15 protein-coding genes are annotated in these 20,619 nt (G+C 72.5%); 7 read left to right on the top strand and 8 right to left on the bottom strand.

Going from position 1 to position 20,619, the window contains the following annotated elements; translation table 11 throughout:
* Positions 1-51 precede the first annotated feature (51 nt).
* The 3 genes from KZ820_RS09725 (at position 52) to KZ820_RS09735 (ending at position 4,206) form a co-directional block, all read left to right on the top strand.
* On the top strand, positions 52-732 hold the full coding sequence (locus KZ820_RS09725) for a hypothetical protein (protein WP_219748423.1): 681 nt from the start codon (positions 52-54) through the stop codon (positions 730-732).
* Between the two features lie 73 nt (positions 733-805).
* The gene (locus KZ820_RS09730) at positions 806-3,277 is read left to right on the top strand and encodes a circularly permuted type 2 ATP-grasp protein (RefSeq protein WP_308462182.1); all 2,472 of its coding nucleotides are present in this window, start codon (positions 806-808) and stop codon (positions 3,275-3,277) included.
* Positions 3,278-3,324: 47 nt separating this feature from the next.
* Positions 3,325-4,206 carry a transglutaminase family protein gene (locus tag KZ820_RS09735; RefSeq protein ID WP_219748573.1) on the top strand — a complete coding sequence of 294 codons (882 nt, stop codon included), beginning with the start codon at positions 3,325-3,327 and terminating at the stop codon, positions 4,204-4,206.
* A gap of 9 nt (positions 4,207-4,215) precedes the next feature.
* On the opposite strand, the gene KZ820_RS09740 is transcribed toward KZ820_RS09735, so the two are convergent.
* Positions 4,216-4,800 (bottom strand): hypothetical protein, encoded by a 585-nt coding sequence (locus KZ820_RS09740; protein ID WP_219748424.1) that lies wholly within the window; start codon positions 4,798-4,800, stop codon positions 4,216-4,218.
* Positions 4,801-4,919: 119 nt separating this feature from the next.
* Here KZ820_RS09740 and KZ820_RS09745 point away from each other — a divergent pair, with 119 nt between their 5' ends.
* From KZ820_RS09745 to KZ820_RS09755, 3 genes are read left to right on the top strand one after another with little or no spacing between them, the layout of a single operon-like run.
* Positions 4,920-5,570: a response regulator gene (locus KZ820_RS09745; protein WP_219748574.1), complete on the top strand. Its 651-nt coding sequence runs from the start codon at positions 4,920-4,922 to the stop codon at positions 5,568-5,570.
* 5 nt (positions 5,571-5,575) lie between these two features.
* The gene (locus KZ820_RS09750) at positions 5,576-7,663 is read left to right on the top strand and encodes an ATP-binding protein (protein WP_308462183.1); all 2,088 of its coding nucleotides are present in this window, start codon (positions 5,576-5,578) and stop codon (positions 7,661-7,663) included.
* On the top strand, positions 7,663-8,028 hold the full coding sequence (locus KZ820_RS09755) for a response regulator (protein WP_219748425.1): 366 nt from the start codon (positions 7,663-7,665) through the stop codon (positions 8,026-8,028). Before KZ820_RS09750 ends, KZ820_RS09755 begins: the two co-directional genes overlap by 1 nt.
* Here the strand turns inward: KZ820_RS09755 and KZ820_RS09760 are convergent.
* From KZ820_RS09760 to KZ820_RS09780, 5 genes are all read right to left on the bottom strand, one after another.
* The gene (locus KZ820_RS09760; protein WP_219748426.1) at positions 8,018-8,662 is read right to left on the bottom strand and encodes a PilZ domain-containing protein; all 645 of its coding nucleotides are present in this window, start codon (positions 8,660-8,662) and stop codon (positions 8,018-8,020) included. The two genes, KZ820_RS09755 and KZ820_RS09760, sit on opposite strands and share 11 nt — an antisense overlap.
* The gene (locus KZ820_RS09765) at positions 8,659-13,653 is read right to left on the bottom strand and encodes a DUF11 domain-containing protein (RefSeq protein ID WP_219748427.1); all 4,995 of its coding nucleotides are present in this window, start codon (positions 13,651-13,653) and stop codon (positions 8,659-8,661) included. Before KZ820_RS09765 ends, KZ820_RS09760 begins: the two co-directional genes overlap by 4 nt.
* Before the next feature lie 64 nt (positions 13,654-13,717).
* Entirely contained in the window at positions 13,718-14,854 is a 1,137-nt protein-coding gene (locus KZ820_RS09770; protein ID WP_258048005.1) for a hypothetical protein, read from the bottom strand.
* Between the two features lie 35 nt (positions 14,855-14,889).
* Positions 14,890-15,363 carry a hypothetical protein gene (locus KZ820_RS09775; RefSeq protein WP_219748428.1) on the bottom strand — a complete coding sequence of 158 codons (474 nt, stop codon included), beginning with the start codon at positions 15,361-15,363 and terminating at the stop codon, positions 14,890-14,892.
* An 11-nt stretch (positions 15,364-15,374) separates the two neighbouring features.
* Positions 15,375-16,265, bottom strand: a complete 891-nt coding sequence (locus KZ820_RS09780; protein ID WP_219748429.1) for a hypothetical protein — start codon at positions 16,263-16,265, stop codon at positions 15,375-15,377.
* Positions 16,266-16,550: 285 nt separating this feature from the next.
* Between KZ820_RS09780 and KZ820_RS09785 the strand changes: the two genes are divergently transcribed.
* The gene (locus KZ820_RS09785; protein WP_219748430.1) at positions 16,551-16,817 is read left to right on the top strand and encodes a hypothetical protein; all 267 of its coding nucleotides are present in this window, start codon (positions 16,551-16,553) and stop codon (positions 16,815-16,817) included.
* Positions 16,818-17,003: 186 nt separating this feature from the next.
* Here KZ820_RS09785 and KZ820_RS09790 read toward each other — a convergent pair whose 3' ends face one another.
* Positions 17,004-18,977: a glycoside hydrolase family 2 protein gene (locus KZ820_RS09790; RefSeq protein WP_219748431.1), complete on the bottom strand. Its 1,974-nt coding sequence runs from the start codon at positions 18,975-18,977 to the stop codon at positions 17,004-17,006.
* Positions 18,978-19,064: 87 nt separating this feature from the next.
* Complete coding sequence (locus KZ820_RS09795) at positions 19,065-20,528, bottom strand: tryptophan halogenase family protein (RefSeq protein WP_219748432.1); 1,464 nt, start codon at positions 20,526-20,528, stop codon at positions 19,065-19,067.
* Positions 20,529-20,619: the final 91 nt, after the last annotated feature.

Below are 20,619 nucleotides of genomic sequence, written 5' to 3' on the forward strand. Positions count from 1 at the left end.
TCGCCGCTAGTGGAGAGGATCTTAGCGCCCGGCTGCCGCTATAATGGACGGATGCCGCTCCGCCGCCTCCGCGCCCCGACCCTCGTGACGCTCGCCGCTGCCCCGGTCGCGATCGGGTCGGTGCAGCTCTCCTGGATCGGCACCGCGCAGGACCGCCTGGCCGCCGACGCGGCGTTGCATGCGCTGAGCGACCGTCTCGCGGCCAGCGACAGCGCCACGCTCGTGCTCGACGGCTGGTGCGCCGAGCATCGCATGGCCGCCGATCCCACGATCAGAGCCGAGCGGATCCGCGCCGACGCGCGCCCCGCCCCGCCCGAGATCCGCGCCCTGCTCAAGGTATCCGCCGCCGAACGGCTCGGCTATCGGCACGTCCGGCTGCGTTGCGGCACGCACGTCCTCTCCGACGCGGACAATTGGTACGTCCCCGCGCGGCTCACGGCTGACATCAATCGCCAGCTCGACACCAGCGACACGCCGTTCGGCCGCGCCGCGCAGCCGCTGCAGTTCCGCCGTCACAGCTTGTCGAGCCGGCACCTCTGGCCGGCGTTTCCGCGGCGCCAGGAGAGGCGGGAGTCAGACCGCTGGCCGGAACGCGCCGGGATCGACGCGACGGAGATCGTGATCGAGAACCGCGCATTGCTGCTGCTGCCCGACGGCGCGCCGATCAGCGCTGTGGTGGAGCGCTATACCGGCGCGGTGCTCGCTTATCCCGCGCCGCCGGTCGCGCGCTGAATCATCGCGCCGCGGCTTTGCACTGCACCGCGGCATCGCCTAGGGTCGCCCCTGCCCGCGCACGGAGGACCGAGTGGCGACCCAGCCTGCCCTGTTCGATGCCGGGACCAACGCCCGCCGCTGGCTCGACGATTATGCCGGCGGCGCCGACGACGCGATGCGCGCGGGCGAGGCTACCGCAGCGCTGGCGATGCTCGAGGAGCTCGCCGCCGTCGCGGGCGATGATCTCGGCCACGCGCGCGAGCGGGTGCAGCGCCATGCCGCCGACATCGGCACTGGCTTCCGCATCATCGGCGAGGACAGCGAGCGCCCGTGGCCGGTCAGCCCGATCCCGCTGCTGATCGACGCCGACGAGTGGACCCGGATCGAGCGCGGCGTGGCCCAACGCGCCGACCTGCTCGAGACGATCCTCCAGGACCTGTACGGCGCGGCACAGCTGGTCGAGCGCGGCCACCTGCCCGCCACGCTCGTCACCGGCAGCCCCTATTTCCTCCGACCGCTCGTCGGCCTGACGCCTCCAGGCGGCTATCACCTCCGCTTCGTCGCGGTCGATCTCGGGCGCGGCCCCTCGGGGGAGTGGCGCGTGCTCGCCGACCAGCTGCGTGCGCCCACCGGCGCAGGCTATGCGCTGGAGAACCGGCTCGCGGTGAGCCGCACGCTCGGCGGATTGCAAGGGCGGCTCAACGTGCGCCGCCACGCCCCCTTCTTCGCTGCCTTCCGCGACGGGCTCGCCGCCGCGTGCCGCCGCAGCGACCCGCGGATCGGGCTGCTCACCCCCGGCCGCTACAATCCCAGCTATCCCGAGCAGGCGCATCTCGCACGCTACCTCGGGCTGCTGCTGGTCGAGGGGGACGATCTCGCCGCGCTCGAGGACCGGCTGTACGTGCGCACGATCGGCGGGCTCAAGCGCGTCGACGCGCTCTGGCGGCGGCTCGACCCGCGGCTGCTGGACCCGCTCGCGTTCGACTCGCACTCGCGCATCGGCGTGCCGGGGCTGATCGACGCCTGGGCCGCGGGCAATGTCGTGCTCGCCAACGCGCCCGGCGCGGGGGTGCTGGAGAGTGCAGCGTTCGGCGCCTTCCTGCCTCAGCTCGCCACCCGGCTAACCGGTGCGGACCTGATGCTGCCTAACATCGCCACTTGGTGGTGCGGCCAGGAACGCGAGGCGCAGCACGTCGCCGCCGAGCTGCCGTCGCTGCTGCTCTCCTCCGCCTTCGGCGCGCGCACGCTCGGCCTGCCCGGCGAGGCGGCAGTGGCAGGCGCCGACCTCTCCGAGGCGCAGCGTGCCGCGCTGCTGGAAGGGATGGCGGCGCGGCCGCAGGACTATGTCGGGCAGGAGATCGTCCGCCTCTCGACCATGCCCGTGGTGATCGCCGACCGGATGGAGCCGCGCCCCTTCACGCTGCGGGTCTTCGCCGCGCGCGACCGCGACGGGCGCTGGCAGGTGATGCCCGGCGGCTTCGCACGTATCGGCGCCCACCCGGATCCACGCGCGGCGGTCATGGGCGAGGGCAGCTGGTCCGCCGATGTCTGCGTTCATGGTAGCGATCCGGTCGCGCCGGTGTCGCTGCTGCCCGCGGTCGACACGCTCCACGTGCGCCGCAATCCGGGCACGCTGCCGAGCCGGGTCGCGGACAATTTCTTCTGGCTCGGCCGCTATCTCGAGCGCGGCGAGGCGATGCTCGCGGTGATCCGCGTGATGCTGGGCAACTCGATCGACGCAGACGCCGGCGCCGCGCTCGGCACCGCGACGGTTGGCAAATTGGTCAACGAGCTGGTCGGTGCGGGTGCCGCGCCGGCACCGCCATCGCTGCGCCGCGCCGACCTCACCCAGTTCGCGCGCACCGCGATGGAGGCGCGCGCCGACGGCTGGCAGTCGGTCGCCGCGATCAACGCGCACGCGCAGCGGATCGCGGGCGGCTCGCGCGACCGGCTCTCCGCCGACATGATCCGGCTGCTCGACGCGCCTTTCCCCACGCACCGCGGGCTGCTCGACCGCGCCGGCTCGCTCCAGCGCCGCTACGCCGCCATCGCGGGACTGTCGGCAGAGCATATGGGGCGAACCGCGGCGTGGCGCTTCCACGACCTCGGCCGGCGCATCGAGCGCGCGCAGGCGATCGCGCGCGCCGCGCGGGTGTTCGGCGCGACCGGTGCCTCGCTCGACGACCTCTCGACCCTGCTCGACCTCGGCGACAGTCAGATCAGCTACCGCCAGCGCTATCTCACCGGGATCGCGCGCGTGCCCGTGCTCGACCTGGTCGTGCTCGATCCCGGCAACCCGCGCGCGCTGATGTTCCAGGTCGAGGCGATCCGCGACCATCTCGCCCGGCTGCCGGTACTGGAGGACGACGGCATGGCCGAGGCGCAGCAGATCGAGGCGACCGAGCTGTACGCGATGGTCGCGCCCGAACAGGCCGCGACGCTGACCGGCGAGCTGCTGCTCGCGGTCGAGCAGCGGCTCGGGCGGCTGTCCGACGCGGTGGCGCGGCGCTACTTCCTGCAGGGCGCGGAGCCGCTGCGCGCGGGCGGGCTGACGCTGGCATGAGCGACGTGCTCACGCCCGCGCCGCTTCCCGCCGTCGCGGGACAGGTCATGCGCTACGACATCGTCCACGTCACCCGCTTCGACTATGGGAATGCCGTCAAGTTCGCGCGCTGCAACCTGCGGCTGCGCCCGATCGACTGGCCGGGGCAGCGCGTCGAGTCCTACGCGCTGACGGTCGCGCCGGCCGGGCGTGTCCAGCCGGCGCGTGCCGAGGCCGGGCTGGCGCATGTCGCGCGGCTGGTGATCGAGGAGCCGGTGCGCTCGCTGACGATCGAGAGCCGCGCGCGCGTGACGATCGATCGCGCCGTGCCCGTGCCGCAGGCGGACGACCCATCGCTCGCGGAGGTAGCGGCACTGGCGCGCGCCTCGAACGACCTCTCCGCGGCCGGGCCGGCGGCCTATCTCTTCCCGTCGCCGCTGATCCCGCTCGATCCCGCCATCGCCGATTATTGCCGCGCCGATCTCGCTCCCGGGCGCAACGCGCTGGACGCGGGAATCGCGCTGGCGCGGCGCATCCAGCGCGACTTCGTCTTCGATCCCGCCGCCACCTTGGTCGACACCCCGCCGCACGAGGCGTTCCGCCAACGCCGCGGCGTGTGCCAGGATTTCGCCCAGGTGATGATCACCGGGCTGCGCGCCGCCGGTCTGCCCGCCGCTTACGCCTCGGGCTATATCCGCACGCTGCCCCCGCCCGGACAGGAGCGGCTGGTCGGGGCCGACGCCACCCACGCCTGGGTGCTGCTGTGGTGCGGCCCCGCGCGCGGCTGGGTTGGGCTCGACCCCACCAACGGCATCTGGATGGCGAGCGACCATGTCGTGGTCGCGATCGGGCGCGACTATGCCGAGATCGCGCCGGTCGACGGTGTGGTGCTCGGCTCGGGCGCACAGGCGATGGAGGTCAACGTCGACGTCGCGCCGCTGGCCGGCTGAGCCCGCGGCTCAGCCGCGCCGCGCGATCGTCTCGATCGCATGGGCCGCGGCGCGACGCGCGCTGTCGGCCAACGCGGTCTCGCCCTCCGAGAAGCGCAGCCACAGCCGGCCGAGCGCGGCGAAGCCGAGCGTCCCCGCGATTCCTGCGACGCGATGCGCCATGTCCGCCAGTGCGGCCGGATCGCGCTCGTCGCGCGCGGCCACCAGCATCGCGCCGAAGCGCTCGACCAGCGCCGTCACCTCGGCGGCACCGAAGCTCGCCTCGAGCCGGTCGAGCGTCGCCCATGTGGCGTCGCGGTGCCAGTCCGCGAGCGCGCCGGCGAGCGCCTCGGGCATGGCCGCCGCCGACACCGCCGCGTCATAGCCGAGCGCGCGCCAATCGTGCCGGTCGATCCAGTCGTCCGGCGCGAGCGCGACCACGGGGAGGTACGGCACCTCGGCCAGCGCACGAACCCGCGCGGGCGCCGGTGCGCCGGGCGTGATCGCGACGAGCGCGGCGTCGGGCGGGCCGGCGTCGGCGCACGGACCGGCCGCCCCGTCGCAGAGCCGCCAGCCGGCGACGTGCAGCGTGGTCGCGGCGGGTCCGACGAGCATGAGACAGTGATTCTTCTTTATCCGCATCAAAGTTCCACCGTTCCGGTCGAAAAATCGCTCGACAGACCGGTCCCATCGCGAAACCTTCCTACCGGAAAAAAGATAAGCAAGTCGGTATGATGTCAGAGCAGGAGCAGAGATTAGGGGGTCGAGCCCTCGTCGCTGACGATCACCCGCTGACTCGCGAGGGGTTGTCGCTTGCCGCACGGGCGGCGCTGCCCGGCGTCTCGGTGGTCGCGGTGGGTACCGTGGGCGAGGCGAGCGAGGCCGCCGCGCGCGGACCGTTCCGCATGATCCTGCTCGACTTCCACCTGCCCGACGCGAACGGCTTCTCGGGCCTGCTGACCTTGCAGATGCACGCGCCGCGGACGCCGGTGGTGCTCGTCACCGCCAGCGAGGAGCCATCGCTGGTCGAGGCGGCGCGCGCGCTCGGCGCCGCCGGCTATCTGTTCAAGAGTCTGCCGCTCGACGCTTTGGCCGAGCGGCTGCGCCGGATCGACGCGGGCCAGACCGCCTTCCCACCGATCAACGGCGCCGCGCCCCAGCTCGGCGACCTTCGCGCGCGCATCGAGACGCTCTCGCCGGCGCAGCGCGGCGTGCTGATCGCGCTCGCCGACGGTCGCTCGAACAAGCAGCTCGCGCGCGACCTCGACGTCACCGAGGCCACGATCAAGGCGCATATGACCGCGATCTTCCGCAAGTTGGGCGTGACCAACCGCGCGCAGGCGATGCTGGCGGTACAGCCGCTGCTCGGCGCCGCACCGCGGTGACCGCGGTGGCGCGCCCCCGGCCGCCCTCGCGTCGACGCTTCCTGCTGGCCGCCGCGCTCGTCCCGCTGCTGATGACGGCTCTGATCGCGTGGACCGACGCGGAATATGCGCGCTCGCTGCGGTTGCAGGCGGCGGCGACCCGCTCATTCGACCGCGAGCGCGCGCAGGTGATGCTGCTCTCCGCGATGAAGGACGCCGAGACCGCGCAACGCGGCTACCTCCTCACCGGCGATCCCGCCTTCCTCAATCCCTATGCGCCCGCCCGCCGCCTCGCGTCGAGACTGCGCGCGATGGAGGGAGTCGCCGCACCCGAGGTGGCCGCGCTGATCGACAGCAAGTTCGCCGAGCTGGACCGCACGCTCGCGCTTTTCCGCGGCGGGAAGCACGCCGCGGCGCGTGCCGCGGTGGCCGACGGCGAGGGCCGCCGCGTCATGGACCGGCTGCGCGCCGCCCTCGCGCGCGCGGGCACCAGCGAGCGGGCGCTGACCGCCGAACGCCGCGCCGCCTTCGCGCGGCAGCGGGGCGAGCTCCGGCTGCTGCTGCTCGCCACCGGCGCCGTGCTGACGCTTGCGCTGGCGGTGACGCTGCGCTCGCTGTGGCGGTCGCGCTGCGAGGCCTATGATGCCGCGCTCGACGCCTATGAGAAGGGCGAGCGCAATGCCGCGATCCTGCGCGGCACCAGCGACGCGCTGCTGATCCTCAATCCCAGCGGCACGATCGAGATGATCAACGACGCCGCCAGCGCGCTGCTCGGCTACACGCCCGAGGAGCTGGAGCGGCGCGACGTCGTCACGGTGCTGCGCATCGCCGAGGGCAGCGGCGCCTTCCACCAGCGCATCGGGCTGCACGACGGTCGGCTCGATCGCCCCCTCCTCACCGACCGGGTCGCGCGCCACCGCGACGGCAGCGAGCGGCACGTCGACGTCGCTATCGGTGTGATGCGCGTGCCGAGCGGCGACCATCTCGTGCTGTCGCTGCGCGACGCCTCCGAGCGCACCCGGATCGAGCGCGCCAAGGACGAGTTGATCTCCACCATCGGGCACGAGCTGCGCACCCCGCTCACCTCGGTGGTGGGGTCGCTCGCGTTGCTGCGCGGCGGTGCCGCTATGGACCTGCCGCCCCAGGCGGCGCGGCTGGTCGACATCGCCGACAACAACGCGCGGCGCCTGATACGGCTGATCAACGATCTACTCGACATCGACCGGATCGAGTCCGGCCAGCTGGCGATGGCGCGCACGCCGCTCGACCTGCGCGAGGTGGTGGCGCGCGCCGCGCTCGACAGCGACGGCCTGGCGCGCAGCCGCGACGTGGTGCTCACCGACGCGTCCGCGAACGCCCCCGTGCCGGTCGAGGGCGACGCGGAGCGGCTGCTGCAGGTCGTCACGAACCTCGTCTCCAACGCGATCCACGCGTCCCCAGCGGGTGCCACGGTGACGATCGCGTCGCGGGTCGAGGCGGGGCGCGCGCTGATCGCCGTCGAGGATCGCGGCGAGGGCGTACCGGCGGCGGTGCGGCCGCGGCTGTTCGAGCGATTCGAGAGCGGCCGCGCCGCAACGCACGCGCCCGCCTCGGGGTTGGGGCTGGCGATCTCGCGCGAGATCGTCCGCCGCCACGACGGTACGATCTGGTTCGAGGACCGCGACGGCGGCGGTACGCGCTTCGCCTTCGCGCTGCCGTTACCTGGATCGGTGCTCGGAGGCACGCCCGCCTCCGACGCGCCGCTGCCGCTGCTGCTTCACCTCGATGACGACCCCGACGTCCGCGACACCGTCGCCGCGGCCCTCGTCGGGGTCGCACGCGTGCTGCCGGCGGCGAGCCTCGCCATGGCGCGCGCGCTGCTGCGCGGCGGCGCGCCGGACCTCGCATTGCTCGACATGCAGGTGGTCGACGGGCACGGGCCCGAACTCGCGCCCGAGCTGGTCGACGCGAACGGTGCGCCGGTGCCGGTGGTGATCTACTCGGGCCAAGCGGTACCGCCCGCGCTCGCCGCCCGCGCGACGGCGGTGCTCACCAAGGGGCGCCACGATCTGCCCGAGCTGGTCGCGACGGTGCGGCGGCTGCTCGCCGAGCGACGCGCGCCGGTCGACGCCTGATGCCGCTGCGCCTGCTCTTCGTCGACGACGACCCCGATATCCGCACCATCGTCGAGCTGGCGCTCGGGCTCGACCCGACGATCGCGCTGCGCGTCGCCGCCAGCGCGGGCGAGGCGTTGAACGCGCTCGCCGCGACGCAGCCCGACGCCGCGCTGCTCGACGTGTCGATGCCCGACATGGACGGGCCTGCGCTACTCGCCGCGCTGCACGACCGCAGCCCCGGTCTGCCGGTGATCTTCATGACCGCGCACGGGCGCGAGCGCGAGGTCGCGGCGCTGCGCGCGATCGGCGCGCGGGGCGTGATCGTCAAGCCGTTCGACCCGCTGTCGCTGTCGGCGCAGATCCGCGCGCTGCTCAGCGGCTGAGCGTCGCCTCCAATCGCGCGATCGCACCGGCGAGCTGGCGCACGCTGAGCGGGGCGGCGAACTCGATCGCGAACGCCTCGCCCCCGGTCCAGGCGAGCTTGCCGCGCACGACCAGCTCGGCATCGATCACCACCTCCATCGCGCTGCCGGCGTCGGCCGGGGGCGCACCCGCGACGCGCACCCCGCCGAGCCCGAGGTCGATCGCGCGATGCTCGGTGAGCCGCGCGTCGGTGACGAGCTCGACCGGGCCGTCGTAGCTGAACCGCGGGCTGCGCGGCGTCTCGGCCACCACGCGCAGCGTCTCCTCGCCGAGCGGCTCGTCGAAGCTCAGCCCTACCATCGCATCGCGGACCCAGCGCACCGTGGCGGCGCGCGCGATCAGCCCGCGCGTCTCGATCGTAACCGCGGTGCCGACGGCGGGCGGCGGATCGAGCTCGATACCCGCACCGCCCGGCCCGAGGTTGCGCACGGTGCAGACGTGCTGCCGTCCCGCGACCATCAGGCGCCCGAGCGCGTAGAGCGTGCGCTCGCGCGGGGTGGCGCGCTGCTCCTCGCCCGCGCGCGACGGCACCTGATCGGCCCCCTGGCTCATCCCGTCCTCCGTCATGCGCCAGCGCGCCGCGTGATTGGTCATCCTGCCCGCCCCAACAATGATCCGACGCTGTCGCGGTCGAACTTCAACCGCAGCGTCACATACGGCCCCCGCCGCGTGTAGCGATCCTGACCGAAGTCACGGTCACGATAGCCGCTGACGTTATAGCCCGCGCTGATCCACAGGTCACGTGCCGGCGACACGCCCAGGTTCGGTCCCGCGCTGAAGGCCATGGTGTGGCTGGAGATACCGTGCTGCACCGAGCCCTGCACGCCGAGATCGAAGCGGCGGCCGAGATCGCGGCGCAGCTCGACGCCGACCACCTGTGTGAGCCCGGTGTAATCGTCCGCCCCGAAGCTGCCGCGCACCCATTTGATGCCGTGGTACAGCGTCAGCTCGGTGCCGTGGCCCTCGCCCTCGGCGCCGCTGCGATAGTTGAGCGCGGCGTTGTTGATCGTGCGCAGCGTCGCCTGGAAGGCACCGCCGCCCGCACCGACGCCGAGCACGTTGCGGTCGGTGACACCCGCGTCGGCCTCGTCGTGGCGAAGCGAGAGCCGCTCCAGCAGCGACCAGCGCCCGTCGAGCGGACGCCACGCCAGCGCCACGTCGCCCGCGAGCGAGGTGGCCTTGGCGTCGGGCGACTGGGTCACGCTGTACCAGCGCAGCCCCGCCGCGAGCGTGCGCCCCTCGCCGAGGGAGCGCAGGGCGCTGCTGGTGAGCCCGAAACGATCGCCGGCGTCGCTGCCGCGATATTCGGCGCGACCGTTCCACGACCAGCGCCCCGCACGGTAGCTCGCGCCGAGCGTCACCGCGGCATAGTCCGCGCCGGTGCCATCCTGCGTGGCGGTGCCGGTCACGCCCGACTGGAAGGCATTGACGGTGGCGCCCTCGGGCAGGTGGCCGCGCAGCGTGCTGCTCGCGTCGAGCGTCGCGTCGACGATCCAGCGCGAGCCGAGCGGCAGCGACTGGCTGAGCCCATATTGCGCGAAGACGCGCTGCGCGTTCTCGCTGCCGACCGCCTGCTGGTTGAGCGTGCTCATCAGCTTGCCGCCCGTCCAGGGCGCGACGTCGAAGCCGAGCCGGGCGGTCTGCGCGGTGTAGCTGGCGCCCTCGGCGATCTCATAGCCGCCGATCAGCCGCACCGTCGGCGCGACGCGATAGGCGGCGCTCAGCTGATGGCGCACCGGGAAGTCGACGCTCGCCTTGTCGCCGCCGGGTGCCACCTGGGTCTGACCGGTGAGGGTCAGCTTGCCGTCGAGCACCGCCCGCGTGCCGCCGAGCGTCAGCAGCCGCGAGTCGCGCGCCTGGCCGTCGACCCCGCGATCGGAGGCGAGCTGCGCCCCGGCGAACAGCGCGCCCGTCTCGCGGCGCCACTCTAGCCGCGCGTCGAGCGCGCTGCGGCTTCCCGGCGCGTCAAGCTGGCGCTGGTACCAGCCGGTCGCGGTGAGCGACAGCGCGCCGCTGAGCTGGACGCGACCGTCGACGCCGAGCCGGCGCGCGCCGACGTCCACCACGTTCTGCTGCGACACGCCGAAGCCGCGATCCTGCTGGCGCGCGTAGACGAGCAGGTCGCCGCGCGCGCCGTGATGCTCGGCCTCGGCCAGCCAGGCGCGGCCGGCCCCGAACCCGCCGCGGCCCCCGGTCGCGGCCTCAGCGCGCAGCTCGGTCGCCGCGCCGGCATGCGCCTTGAGGTCGACTGCGACGAGGTCGGCGGTGGCCGTGGTCTCGTCGTGCAGCGCGGTGGCGCCGAGCTCGACCTTGCCGCTCGCCAGCCGCACCGCGCCGCGCGCGCCCGCCACCTTCTTGCGGCCGGTGCCATAGGTCTCATAATCGACCACGATCACCACCGGGTTGAGCGCGGCGTCGCGCGTCAGCACCGGCTCGCGGAAGCGGATCGTGCCCGCCGCGGCGTCGATGTCATAGTCGATGTGGCGCGTCATCTGCGTGGTCGCGACGATGCGGTCGGGGCGGAAGCGGTCGCGTACCTCGATCCGCAGCTTGTCGCTATTGGGCACGATGTCGCGCGCCATCAGCCGGTACGGTCCGCTGAGTCCGTTGCCCGCGATCTCGTCCCGCGCGTAGCGCTCGTCGGTGTGCGCGGCGAAGGCGCTGAACAGCAGCCGCTCGCCGTCATACTCGGCCTTCAGCCCATTGAGCGTGCGGCTGTAACGGCCGAGCCGGGTCTGCGTCAGCCCGGTCTCATAGTCGCCGAACAGCGCGTAGAACTCGCGCCGCTCCAGCCGCAGGTACAGCTTGCGATCGGTCGCGGCGTCATAGCCCTGGCGCGTGCCGTCGCCGTAGACGGTGTAGTAGCGGTCGGGGTCGATCGTGCCGAGCAGCCCGCGCGTCGGGTCGCGGCGGCGGTCGCTGTCGTAGGCGATCGTCGCCAGCCACGAACCCTTGATCCGCCCCTTGGCGTAGAGCGCGAGCTGGCCGTCGCGCACCGTGCCGCCGCGCACGCCGGCGGGCAGCGTGCCGCCGTGGCGGCGCAGCGTGTCATAGCCGAGCGTGCCGGCGCCGAAGCCGACGACGGTCCAGCTCCGCGCCGGCGCGGCGAGCCAGCCGGTGAGGTCGACGGTGCGGCGCGTGTCGCGGTCGGCGAGCTCCACGTGCGCGCGCACCGCGCCGCTCTGCATCGTCGGTTCGAGCGCGATGAAGGCATAGCCGTCGTCGCCGACCACCTGCGCGCTGTGCGTGCCGCCGTCGGCGACCCGGCGGCGCTCCTGCGCGATCGCGACCTCTTCGGCGACCGCATAGGGCGCGTCGACTCGCACGGTCAGCAGCGTCCCGGCGCGTACCGGGCGCCCGCTCGCGTCGGTGGCGCGCAGCGCGAGCAGCGGGCGGGCGAGCCCATCGGCGACCAGCCGGCTCTTCTCGGGAATCGCGACGACCTGCGCGGGCGCGCCGGACGTGTGGACGGTGCGGGTCAGCGTCGCCGCGACCGCGCCGTCCGCGCCGAGCACGCGCGCGACGAGTTGATTATCCCCCGCACGCAGCGGCACACCGGACCAGCGCGCCACCGCGATGGTGCGGGTGGGGTCGAGGTCGGTGCCGTCGAACGCGAGCGGGTCGCTCGGCTCGCCGTTGATCGTCAGCGCGACGCGCTGGCCGGGCAGGTGCTTGATCGCGACGCGGACGGCGGGCGCGCGCGGGTTATGATCGGGCTCGGGGAACAGGAAGGCGATGCCCGGCGCCTCGCCGGCGAACCAGTCGCGCGCGGCGCCCGCCGCGGCGGCGTCGGCGAGCACCGGCACCGGCAGCGCGGCGGCCGCGGCGGCGGTGCGGCCGGTCGGGCGGAGCTGGAAATCGACTCGCTTCAGCAGCCCGCCCTCGCTCTCGACGAAGCGCGAGGTGGCGCTGCCGGCCTGACGGGTGTCGGCGTCGCACGCCACCGGCGCGTGGCTGGCGGGCACCGAGTCGCGGTCGAGCGCGACGACGTGGCGACCTGGGCGCACGCCCTCGAGATGGTACAGACCGTCCTTGTCCGTGACGACATAGGTGCCGTCCTCGAGCAGCAGCCGGATGCCGGGCACGCCGCGCCGCCCCGCCACCGGATCGCGGCAGTCGCCCTCGGTCACGCGACCGATGACGGTGAAGCCGTCCGAGAAGAGCAGCGGCCGGATCCGCACCGCCGCCGCGGCCTCGTTGCCGGTGACTCCCGCGCTGCCGCTGGCGAGCACGCGGTTGACCGTGTCGCCGGGCCTGGCGCCCGCAGCGATGGAGACGGTGTAGCGCAGCTCCGCGGTGGCATGCGCCGCGATCTCGGACACCGCGAAGGTGAGCTTTCGCCCGTCCGGCGCGAGCTCGGGCTCGGCGACCCCGCGGGTCGAGCCGCGCTGGTAGCGCAGCCCGGCGGGCAGAAGATCAGTGACCGAGACGGCCCGCGCCGCCTGCTCGCCGCGATTGGTGATGGTGACGCGATATTGCACCACGTCACCCGGCGACGCCTCGCGCGTCGAGGCGGTCTTGCTCAGCAGCAGGATGGTGTCGCCGGTGCGATCGAGCGGGATATCGGAGTAGAAGGGATCGGGCGTGGTGATCGTGAAGCCGGCGCCGAACGAGGCGGCGTTGATCATGTACGGCCGCCCCCCCGGGTCGAGCAGCCGCGCCAGCTCGCCCGGGTCGCGCGTCGACGGCGCGACATAATTGGCGGGCGGGACGATGCGCAGGTGGTAGGTGCCGGGCGCGACCAGCGGAAAGCGGTAGTTGCCGGTGGTGAAGCGATACTCGCGGCCGCTCGAATCATGCGCCGAGCCGCCGCTGATGACGGTCGCCGGATAGGCGCTGACGCCGTCGTCGCCGTAGACCTGCGCAAGATTGCCGTCGCCGTCGAGCAGCGTCACCTCGGCGCCGTCGACCAGCGCGCCGGTGGCCGAGTCGAACACGTAGCCCGCCGGGTCGACGAGCACCGACGCCTGCGATGCCATGCTCAGCGCGTTGCCCGCGTATGACATGCGCAGCCGCATGCCGCGATTGCGGGTCGGGTCGCAGGCGGCGAGCTCGGGCTGGGTGCCGCCGCCCGGCACGCCGCCGGCGAAGACGCCGGTGTTCGGCCCGGTCTCGAGCAGCGGCAGCTTGACGGTGCGCGTGTCGGTGGTGACGTCGATCCAGTCGGTCTCGCGCACCGCCGGATCGTGGTTGTCCGCGGCGGCGTCGAGCACGATGATCATCGGCTGCTTGGTGTCGATCGTGCGCAGCGGGGCCGCGCGCGCGAGATCTGCGGCCTCGATCGGCGCCGGGGTGAACGGCGCCGCGGCATCGGGGTCGCAGCGCATGCCGGTGAGCCGATAGCCGATCGGCAGCAGCCGAAAGCTCAGCGAGCTCGGCCGTCTTGTGCGGTCGACCGCGAGCGTGACGGTGTTTGAGTCGATCGTCGTGCGCGCGCTCGCGCCGCCGAAGCTGAGCCGCGCGGTGTTGCTCACCTGCGCGAGCTGGCCCTCCGCGCCGGTCGCCAGCGCGGCGAGCGCACACAGCGTCGCCGCCGCGAGCGTGCGCAGCGTGGCGAAGGCAGAGAGGGCGCGCGATGCGGGCATGCAGGGTCCCTGCCCGGCGCGCGGGGGCGCACCGGGATGGATGACGAGCGGGGCTGAGCGGGGCTTAGTCGATCGTCACCTTGAACGACGCCGCCACCGAGCCGCCGCCGCTGACGGTGCCGACATTGGCGACGACCTTCTTGGCGACGCCGTCGAACGAGGCGGTGACGCCATCGGTCTCGGTCGCGTCGTCGGAATCGTCGTCCTCGGTCGATCCGTTGACGACGCAGGCGATGCCGAGCGCGCCCGGCGTGCCGATCGAGATCGAGCCGGGCACATAGGTGGTGTGCGCGGGGACGACGTCGTTCAGCGTCACGCCGTTGGCGCTGGCGTTGAGCGTGGCGTTGCTGACGCGCAGGCAATATTCGACCGTGGCGCCGGGGATCGCCTTGGGATTGGCGGAGCCGAGCCCGTCCGCCAGCACGCGCGCCGATTTGGCGACGCTCAGCGCGACGTTGTTGATCGCGACGAAATAGCCCGAATAGGCGCGGCCCTGACCGTTGCGAGCGATGTCGCCGAGCAGCGCGCCGTCGCTGTCATCGTCGGCGAAGACGATGTCGACGGTGCCGTCGGCGCCGTTGAGATTGAGGTCGGTCGCGATCAGCGCGCTGCCCTGCGTCCCCGACTGGCCGCCCGCCGCGGCGACGACCCGGAGCGAGTCATAGGCATATTGCGCGCCCGCCTGGTTGGGGACGTTGCCGACGATGAAGACGGTGACCGAGGCGTCGGGGGCGAGCTCGTCGATCCACGTCTGCGTGTCGACGCCCGCGTCGTAGCGGCCGTTGCCGTTCGAATCGACATAGGCGCGCAGGCTGGTCAGATCGAAATTGTCGCTGCCGGGGAACAGCCCGAGCGAGATGTTCTGCTGATCGGGATCGAGCAGGAAGTCCTGCACGTCGTTGGTCAAATTGGTGACGCGGAAGGTCGTTACCGCATTCTGGTCGCCCAGATTGACCTGGGTCGGCCCGGTCTGCGCCGTGACGACGGTGAAGTTGACCTTCTTGTCGACCACGAACGAGGCGGTGGTCGAGGTGGTCGACTGGTTGGTGCCGTTGACCGAGTAGGTCACAGAGGCGGTGTTGTCGATCCGCGTGCCGGCGGTGGTCAGCTGCGCCGCCGCGGTCTGCGCCTGTGCCGCGCCGGCAAGGCCGGCGAGGGCTGTCCCCGCCAGCAGCACGGCCATGGCCCTTCTCACGAACATGTTGGGTCCTTCCTGTTAAACGTGGGTCGTCGGGATCACTTGAGCGCGGCCTGGAAGGCGAACTCGCCCTGCGCGCCGGGCGCGAGCGGGCGCGCGAGGCGCCAGCGCACATGGGTGACGTCGTCTGCCGCGGCGGCGCGGCGCGCGCCGTTCGCCGCCACGGTCAGCTGATCGAGCGCGCCATAGGCGCGGCCGTCGACCGACAGCTCGGGTACGGCCGAGCCCGGCAGCGGCGCGCGATAGGCGACCCCGCGCGGCACCGGATTGTCGAACACGATGTTGCTGAGCGGCTGCGTGCCGGTGTTGCGATAGGCCAGCACGAAGACGACCCGGTCGCCCGGCACCGCGCGCTTGGCTGGCACCAGGGCGACGCGCGTGGTGCCGTCGGCGGCGCGCTGCTTGCTCTCGACCAGCACCTTGGAGGTGACCTGGAGCGGGCCGGCGGGAGCTGCGGCGACGGTGGCGGGCGCGGCGAGCGCCGCACCGAGCAGCAGGAGCGGACGGATCATGCGGAGACTCCTCACAGGATGATGGCTTTGAAGCGGATGGTGCGGGTGGTGCCGGCGGGCATGTCGCCGAGCGCGACGCGAACGGTGCTGCCGTCGAGCTGCGCGACATCGCCGTCGGCCCCGTCGCTGAGCGGGCGGTCGTCGAGCGTCATGCTGCCGGCCACGAAGCGCGTGCCCTCGGGCACGACGTCGCTGACCTCGACCGCGGGGCAGGCGCGCGCGAAGCGGGCGACCAGCGTGTAGGTCACGATTGAGCCGACCATCGCGCGCGCGCTGCCGTCCGGCGCGACGACCGACTGCGCCTTGTCGAGCCGCGCCGCGGCGGTGTCGGCGGTGAGCCGGCTGGTGGCGCTCGCGCGCGCGCCATTGGTCCCCACCACCGCGTCGGTACCGGCGGGGCCGCCCGCAGGGAGCAGCGTCCCCGCGGCACCGCTGCCCGCGTGCGCCGTCGCCGTGGCGGCAACGGTCGCGCCGTTCGCGGCACCGGCGATCAGCACGAAGACGCGCGCGCTGGCACCCCCGGCGAGCGTCACCGTCGCCTCGCCCTGGTCGATCGCGGGATCGTAGCGGCCGTTGCCGTCGACGTCGGGCACGATCGCGGTGACGCTCGCCCCCAGGTCGACGGTGGCGGTGAGATCATAAGGCGCGGGCGCGTTGCCGCTGTTGGTGACGGTGAAGGCCACCGGGAGGGTCGCGGCCCCGGTCACCGCCACGCTGGCGGCGTCGGCGGCGAGCGCGACATCGACCAGCGCGTCGACCGCGACCGAGACCGTGTTGCTGTCGATCGCGCGCGGCGCGTCTCCGGCGACGATCAGCTGCGCGGTGTTGACGATGCGCGTGCCGGCGGGCGTGGCGGCGCGCGACGGTGCCGCGAGCGACAGCGCCGCCGCGATCACCGCCATCCCTGCCGTCCACCGTCCCGGCGTCATCGCCTTCACCCCGCGTCTCGCCCGATGTGGGCGTGCGAGAGTGATCAGCGGCCGATCTGGTTAAGCAGGTGCTAGCGACGTCGCTTCATTGCCGGCTGTTAAGACCGAAGTCGAACGGGCAGACCGCGCATTTTACATCGAACGCCGCACGGCCGGACCGATCGATCGATCGCGGCGCCTTGCCTCCATCGGGGGGCGGGTCCAGCATTACGGCGCATCGATGCGTCCGCGCGCGGGCGCGCATCCGGGGGGTAGAGAATGACCGAGGCGCCCGCGATCCTGGTCGGCTGGAAGCGCGACCGCACGCGCCACGGCTACGTGGTGACGCTGCAGCTGGCCCGCTCGGCGGAGGACGTGCGGCGGCAGGATTATGAGCGCGTCAGCCTGGCGGTGAACGAGCGCCAGCTGCGCTCGCTCACGCGCGACCTGGTCCGCGCGCTCGACGACCGCGGGCTCGATACCTTCCACCGCCCGACCGGCTGGCGTCGCTGGACCGCACTGCTGCGCAAGGGGGCGCCGAGGTAGCGAGAGGCGCGCCGCGCTCGCAGGTGAGGAGTGAACAGCAGGGAGCGTCGCCTTGACGCGAGCGAGCTCCCCTTCAGGACTCCGCCGCCAAACTTCGGGAAGGTTCCTTACCCTCCGTCATCCTGGACTTGTTCCGGTGACGTGAGAGGGACGGGGAAAACACATGCGCCGTCATCCCGTCCGAGGCTATTTCCCCGCCCCTGGCTCGGCAGCGTGAAGCGGCGCGTGGATGCGCGCGAAGGTGGCCGGCGGCAGCTTGCTCTCGGCGCGATCGTAGGTGAGCAGGCCGTTGATCTCGCCCTCGACGTCGGTGGTCTGGGTATAAACCGCCGCGCTCAGCCCCAGCTCGCGCGCCTGGCGGATCACCTCGTCGTACTTGCGCTGGTAACGCGCCTGATAATCGGCCTTGTCCTTGGCGGTCTGGTAGCCCCAGTTGTTGCGCGCCGGGAACCAGAGATGCCCCGGCACCGGCAGGCCGATCCCGCCGAACTCGCCGATTACGATCGCGCGATGCGTCTGATGCGTCGGCGCCTTGGGCACGTCCTCGTAGGTGTGGATGTCGTACAGGTCGGACCCGGCGTCACCGGTGTCGAGCCAGCCCGATACCTTGTTGACCAGCCGGCTGGGATCGAGCTCGTGGACCATCTTGGCGAGGCGCGTCGAGGCATATTGCCCCCAGCCCTCGTTGTTGACGACCCAGGTCACGATCGAGGGATGGTTGCGTAGGTCGCTGATCATCCGCGTGAGCTCATATTCGAACTCGTTGGTGGTCTCCTGCGGCATCAGCGCCTCGCCCTGCGACGACGGGCGGACGAACTGGTCGAGGCTCTCGTCCTCCTCGCCCGAGGGCATGTCCTGCCAGATCAGGATGCCCATGCGATCGGCCTCATAGTAATATTGCGCCGGCTCGACCTTGATGTGCTTGCGCAACATGTTGAAGCCCGAAGACTTGAGATAGTCGATCTCGAAGCGGATCGCCTCCTCCGACGGCGGGGTGAGCAGCCCGTCGGGCCACCAGCCCTGATCGAGCGTACCGTTCTGGAAGAGCGGCTTGTTGTTGAGCATCATCACCGGCTGGCCGGGCACCTTGCCCGCGCCGATCGAGCTCTTGCGCATCGCGAAATAGCCGTCGACCGTGTCGCGCGCGCCGCCCTGCACCGCGGCGGTGCGATACAGCGCCGCCTCCTGCGCGGTGAGGATCGAGTCACCGCGCTGGCGATGCGGGCTGTTGTCCGGCCCGGTGTAGGGGCTGCGCACCTTAACCAGCTCGACCTTGAGATCGTAGAGGAAGGGATCGTCGGGCGACCACAGATGCGCGTCGGGGATCGCCAGCGTGGCGGGGCGGTTGCCGCGCACCAGCGTGGTCGCGACGGTGCGGCCCTTCTGCGAGGCGGTGATTCGCACCGCGTCGTCGTCCGCCGCGCTGCGGTTGAGCGCGACGTCGACCGAGAGCGTGCCGCGGTCGATATCCGGCGTGATCTTCATGTCCTCGACATGGAGCGCGGGGACGGGCTCGAGCCATACCGTCTGCCAGATGCCGGTGACGGGCGTGTACCAGATGCTGTTGGGCTTGAGCACCTGCTTGCCGCGCGGCTGCGCGCCGGTGGAGGTCGGGTCGGTGACCTGCACCACCAGTTCGTTGTCGCCGGACTTCAGGTAATCGGTGACGTCGAGGCTGAACGCGTCCGACCCGCCGCGGTGCGTGCCGACCAGGCTGCCGTTGACCATGATGCTCGCCTCATAGTCGACCGCGCCGAAGTGGAGCAGCACGCGCTGCCCCTGCCAGTCGGCGGGCACCGCGAAGCTGCGCTTGTACCACAGCCGATCGTCGGGCGTGACCGAGCGCGCCACGCCCGAGAGGCGCGATTCCACCGCGAAGGGGACGAGGATCTTGCCGTCCATCGCCGCGGGCTGCGGCGCCGCCTTGGGGCGCACCGCATAGTCCCATTGACCGTTGAGGTTGAGCCACTTGGTCCGCTTCATCTGCGGGCGCGGGTAGCTGCGCCAGGCATTGTCCGGGGTGACGGCGCGGCCCCAGCGCGTGACGAGATCGCTGGTGTAGATCTTGCCGGCCGGCGTGGCGGGGGCGGTCTGCGCCGCCGCGAGCGGACAGGTCGCCGCGCCAGCGAGCGCCGCGACGATGATGGCCAGCTTGCTCATGTCTCTCTCCCTGCGAGGCGTTCCGCCCGTCTTGTCAGCGAGATGGCACAGGCAGTCCGATAAAGGAAAGAGTATTGTCAGATTATTCTACGTTCCCACCAGCGTCGCGTGCCGCGGCATCTGCGCCACCTCGCGCCGCACCAGCTGCGCCCATAGCGAGAGAAACTCACGCGCCTCGTCGAGCGGCTCGGCGGCGGCGAGCGGGTGATGGCCGTTCGGCAGCACCCCCTGCCCGATCAGCACCTGCACCCACGCCACCTCGGTGAACAAGTCGTCCTGCTCGCGCAGCACCACGCCCTGCTCGCGCCACAGCGCCAGCTTTGCCGCGAGCGTCTCGGGCAGCGGCAGCTCGCGGCAGTCGCGCCAGAACGCGCCGTCGCGCCGGTTGGCATGATAGTGGAGCACGAGGAAGTCGCGGATCCGCTCCCACTCGGTCGCGCTCTGGCGGTTGAAGGCGTCGCGCGTCGCCGGCCCCGCGGCCGCACCGGGCAGCAGCGCGATCAGCCGCGCGATCGCCGACTGGACGAGGTGGAGGCTGGTCGACTCGAGCGGCTCCATGAAGCCCGCCGCCAGCCCGATCGCGACGACATTGCCGCACCACGGCTCGCGCCGCCGCCCGGTGGTGAAGCGGATCGCGCGCGGCGCTGCCTCGGTGCCGCCGTCGAGCCCGGCGCGCAGTACCTGCTCGGCCGCGGCGTCATCGAGGTGCGCGCTGCTGTAGACGATGCCGTTGCCGGTGCGGTGACGCAGCGGGATGCGCCACTGCCAGCCGGCGTCGTGCGCGGTGGCGCGCGTGTAGGGGATCGGCGGCGCGACGCGTGTGCAGGGCAGCGCGAGCGCGCGGTCGCACGGCAGGTGGCGTGACCAGTCGTCGTACGGCACCGCCATCGCGCCGCCGATCAGCAGCGCGGCGAAGCCGGTGCAGTCGACGAACAGCTCGCCCTCGACGCGCCGGTCGCCGTCGAGCCGCAATGCCGTGAGCGCCTCGTCCGCGCGCTCGACACCGAGGATGCGCCCCTCGACTCGCTCCGCCCCGCGCGCCTCGGCGAAGCGGCGCAGCAGCGCGGCGTAGAGCGCGGCGTCGAAGTGGAAGGCGTAGGGCATCTCGGGCAGCAGCGCGGCGGTGCGCGCGCGGCCGAGCTGCATCCGCCCCTCGCGCGCGGCGACCTCGTTGAGCGAATGGTCGCCGAGCGGCGCCACCGTCCCCGCCGCCCGCGCTCGCAGCCAGCGCTGGTGAAACGGTACCAGACCCGAATCGCGCCCGACGTCGCCGAAAGCGTGGAGGTAGCGCTCGCCCGGCGCGCCCCAGCCGGCGAACTCGATGCCCAGCTTGTACGTGCCCTCGGCGGCATCGAGGAAGGCGCGTTCGTCGAGGCCGAGCGCCTGGTTGAAGGTGCGGATCTGCGGGATCGTCGCCTCGCCGACGCCGACGGTGCCGATCGCCTCGGACTCGACCAGCCGCACGTGCCAGCCGGGGCCGAGCAGGTGCGAGAAAGCCGCGGCGCACATCCACCCCGCGCTGCCGCCGCCGGCGATGACGATGGTGCGCATGCGTAGCTCCCCGCGGCCGGATCGGCCGCGACGATGGTGATCGGTCAGCGCGCCCGGGGCAAGACGCGGCTGGTTCGACCAACGGCGCGGC

The sequence above is a fragment of the Sphingomonas citri genome, assembly GCF_019429485.1.
In the GTDB taxonomy this organism is placed as follows: Bacteria; Pseudomonadota; Alphaproteobacteria; order Sphingomonadales; family Sphingomonadaceae; genus Sphingomonas; species Sphingomonas citri.

What these genes read in the sequence shown, in the direction of transcription:
- KZ820_RS09775 (WP_219748428.1), bottom strand. Translation starts at nt 15,363, where the DNA reads ATGATCCGTCCGCTCCTGCTGCTCGGTGCGGCGCTCGCCGCGCCCGCC.
- KZ820_RS09755 (WP_219748425.1), top strand. Translation starts at nt 7,663, where the DNA reads ATGCCGCTGCGCCTGCTCTTCGTCGACGACGACCCCGATATCCGCACC.
- KZ820_RS09795 (WP_219748432.1), bottom strand. Translation starts at nt 20,528, where the DNA reads ATGCGCACCATCGTCATCGCCGGCGGCGGCAGCGCGGGGTGGATGTGC.
- KZ820_RS09745 (WP_219748574.1), top strand. Translation starts at nt 4,920, where the DNA reads ATGTCAGAGCAGGAGCAGAGATTAGGGGGTCGAGCCCTCGTCGCTGAC.
- KZ820_RS09790 (WP_219748431.1), bottom strand. Translation starts at nt 18,977, where the DNA reads ATGAGCAAGCTGGCCATCATCGTCGCGGCGCTCGCTGGCGCGGCGACC.
- KZ820_RS09760 (WP_219748426.1), bottom strand. Translation starts at nt 8,662, where the DNA reads ATGACCAATCACGCGGCGCGCTGGCGCATGACGGAGGACGGGATGAGC.
- KZ820_RS09765 (WP_219748427.1), bottom strand. Translation starts at nt 13,653, where the DNA reads ATGCCCGCATCGCGCGCCCTCTCTGCCTTCGCCACGCTGCGCACGCTC.
- KZ820_RS09735 (WP_219748573.1), top strand. Translation starts at nt 3,325, where the DNA reads ATGCGCTACGACATCGTCCACGTCACCCGCTTCGACTATGGGAATGCC.
- KZ820_RS09785 (WP_219748430.1), top strand. Translation starts at nt 16,551, where the DNA reads ATGACCGAGGCGCCCGCGATCCTGGTCGGCTGGAAGCGCGACCGCACG.
- KZ820_RS09770 (WP_258048005.1), bottom strand. Translation starts at nt 14,854, where the DNA reads ATGTTCGTGAGAAGGGCCATGGCCGTGCTGCTGGCGGGGACAGCCCTC.
- KZ820_RS09725 (WP_219748423.1), top strand. Translation starts at nt 52, where the DNA reads ATGCCGCTCCGCCGCCTCCGCGCCCCGACCCTCGTGACGCTCGCCGCT.
- KZ820_RS09740 (WP_219748424.1), bottom strand. Translation starts at nt 4,800, where the DNA reads ATGCTCGTCGGACCCGCCGCGACCACGCTGCACGTCGCCGGCTGGCGG.
- KZ820_RS09780 (WP_219748429.1), bottom strand. Translation starts at nt 16,265, where the DNA reads ATGGCGGTGATCGCGGCGGCGCTGTCGCTCGCGGCACCGTCGCGCGCC.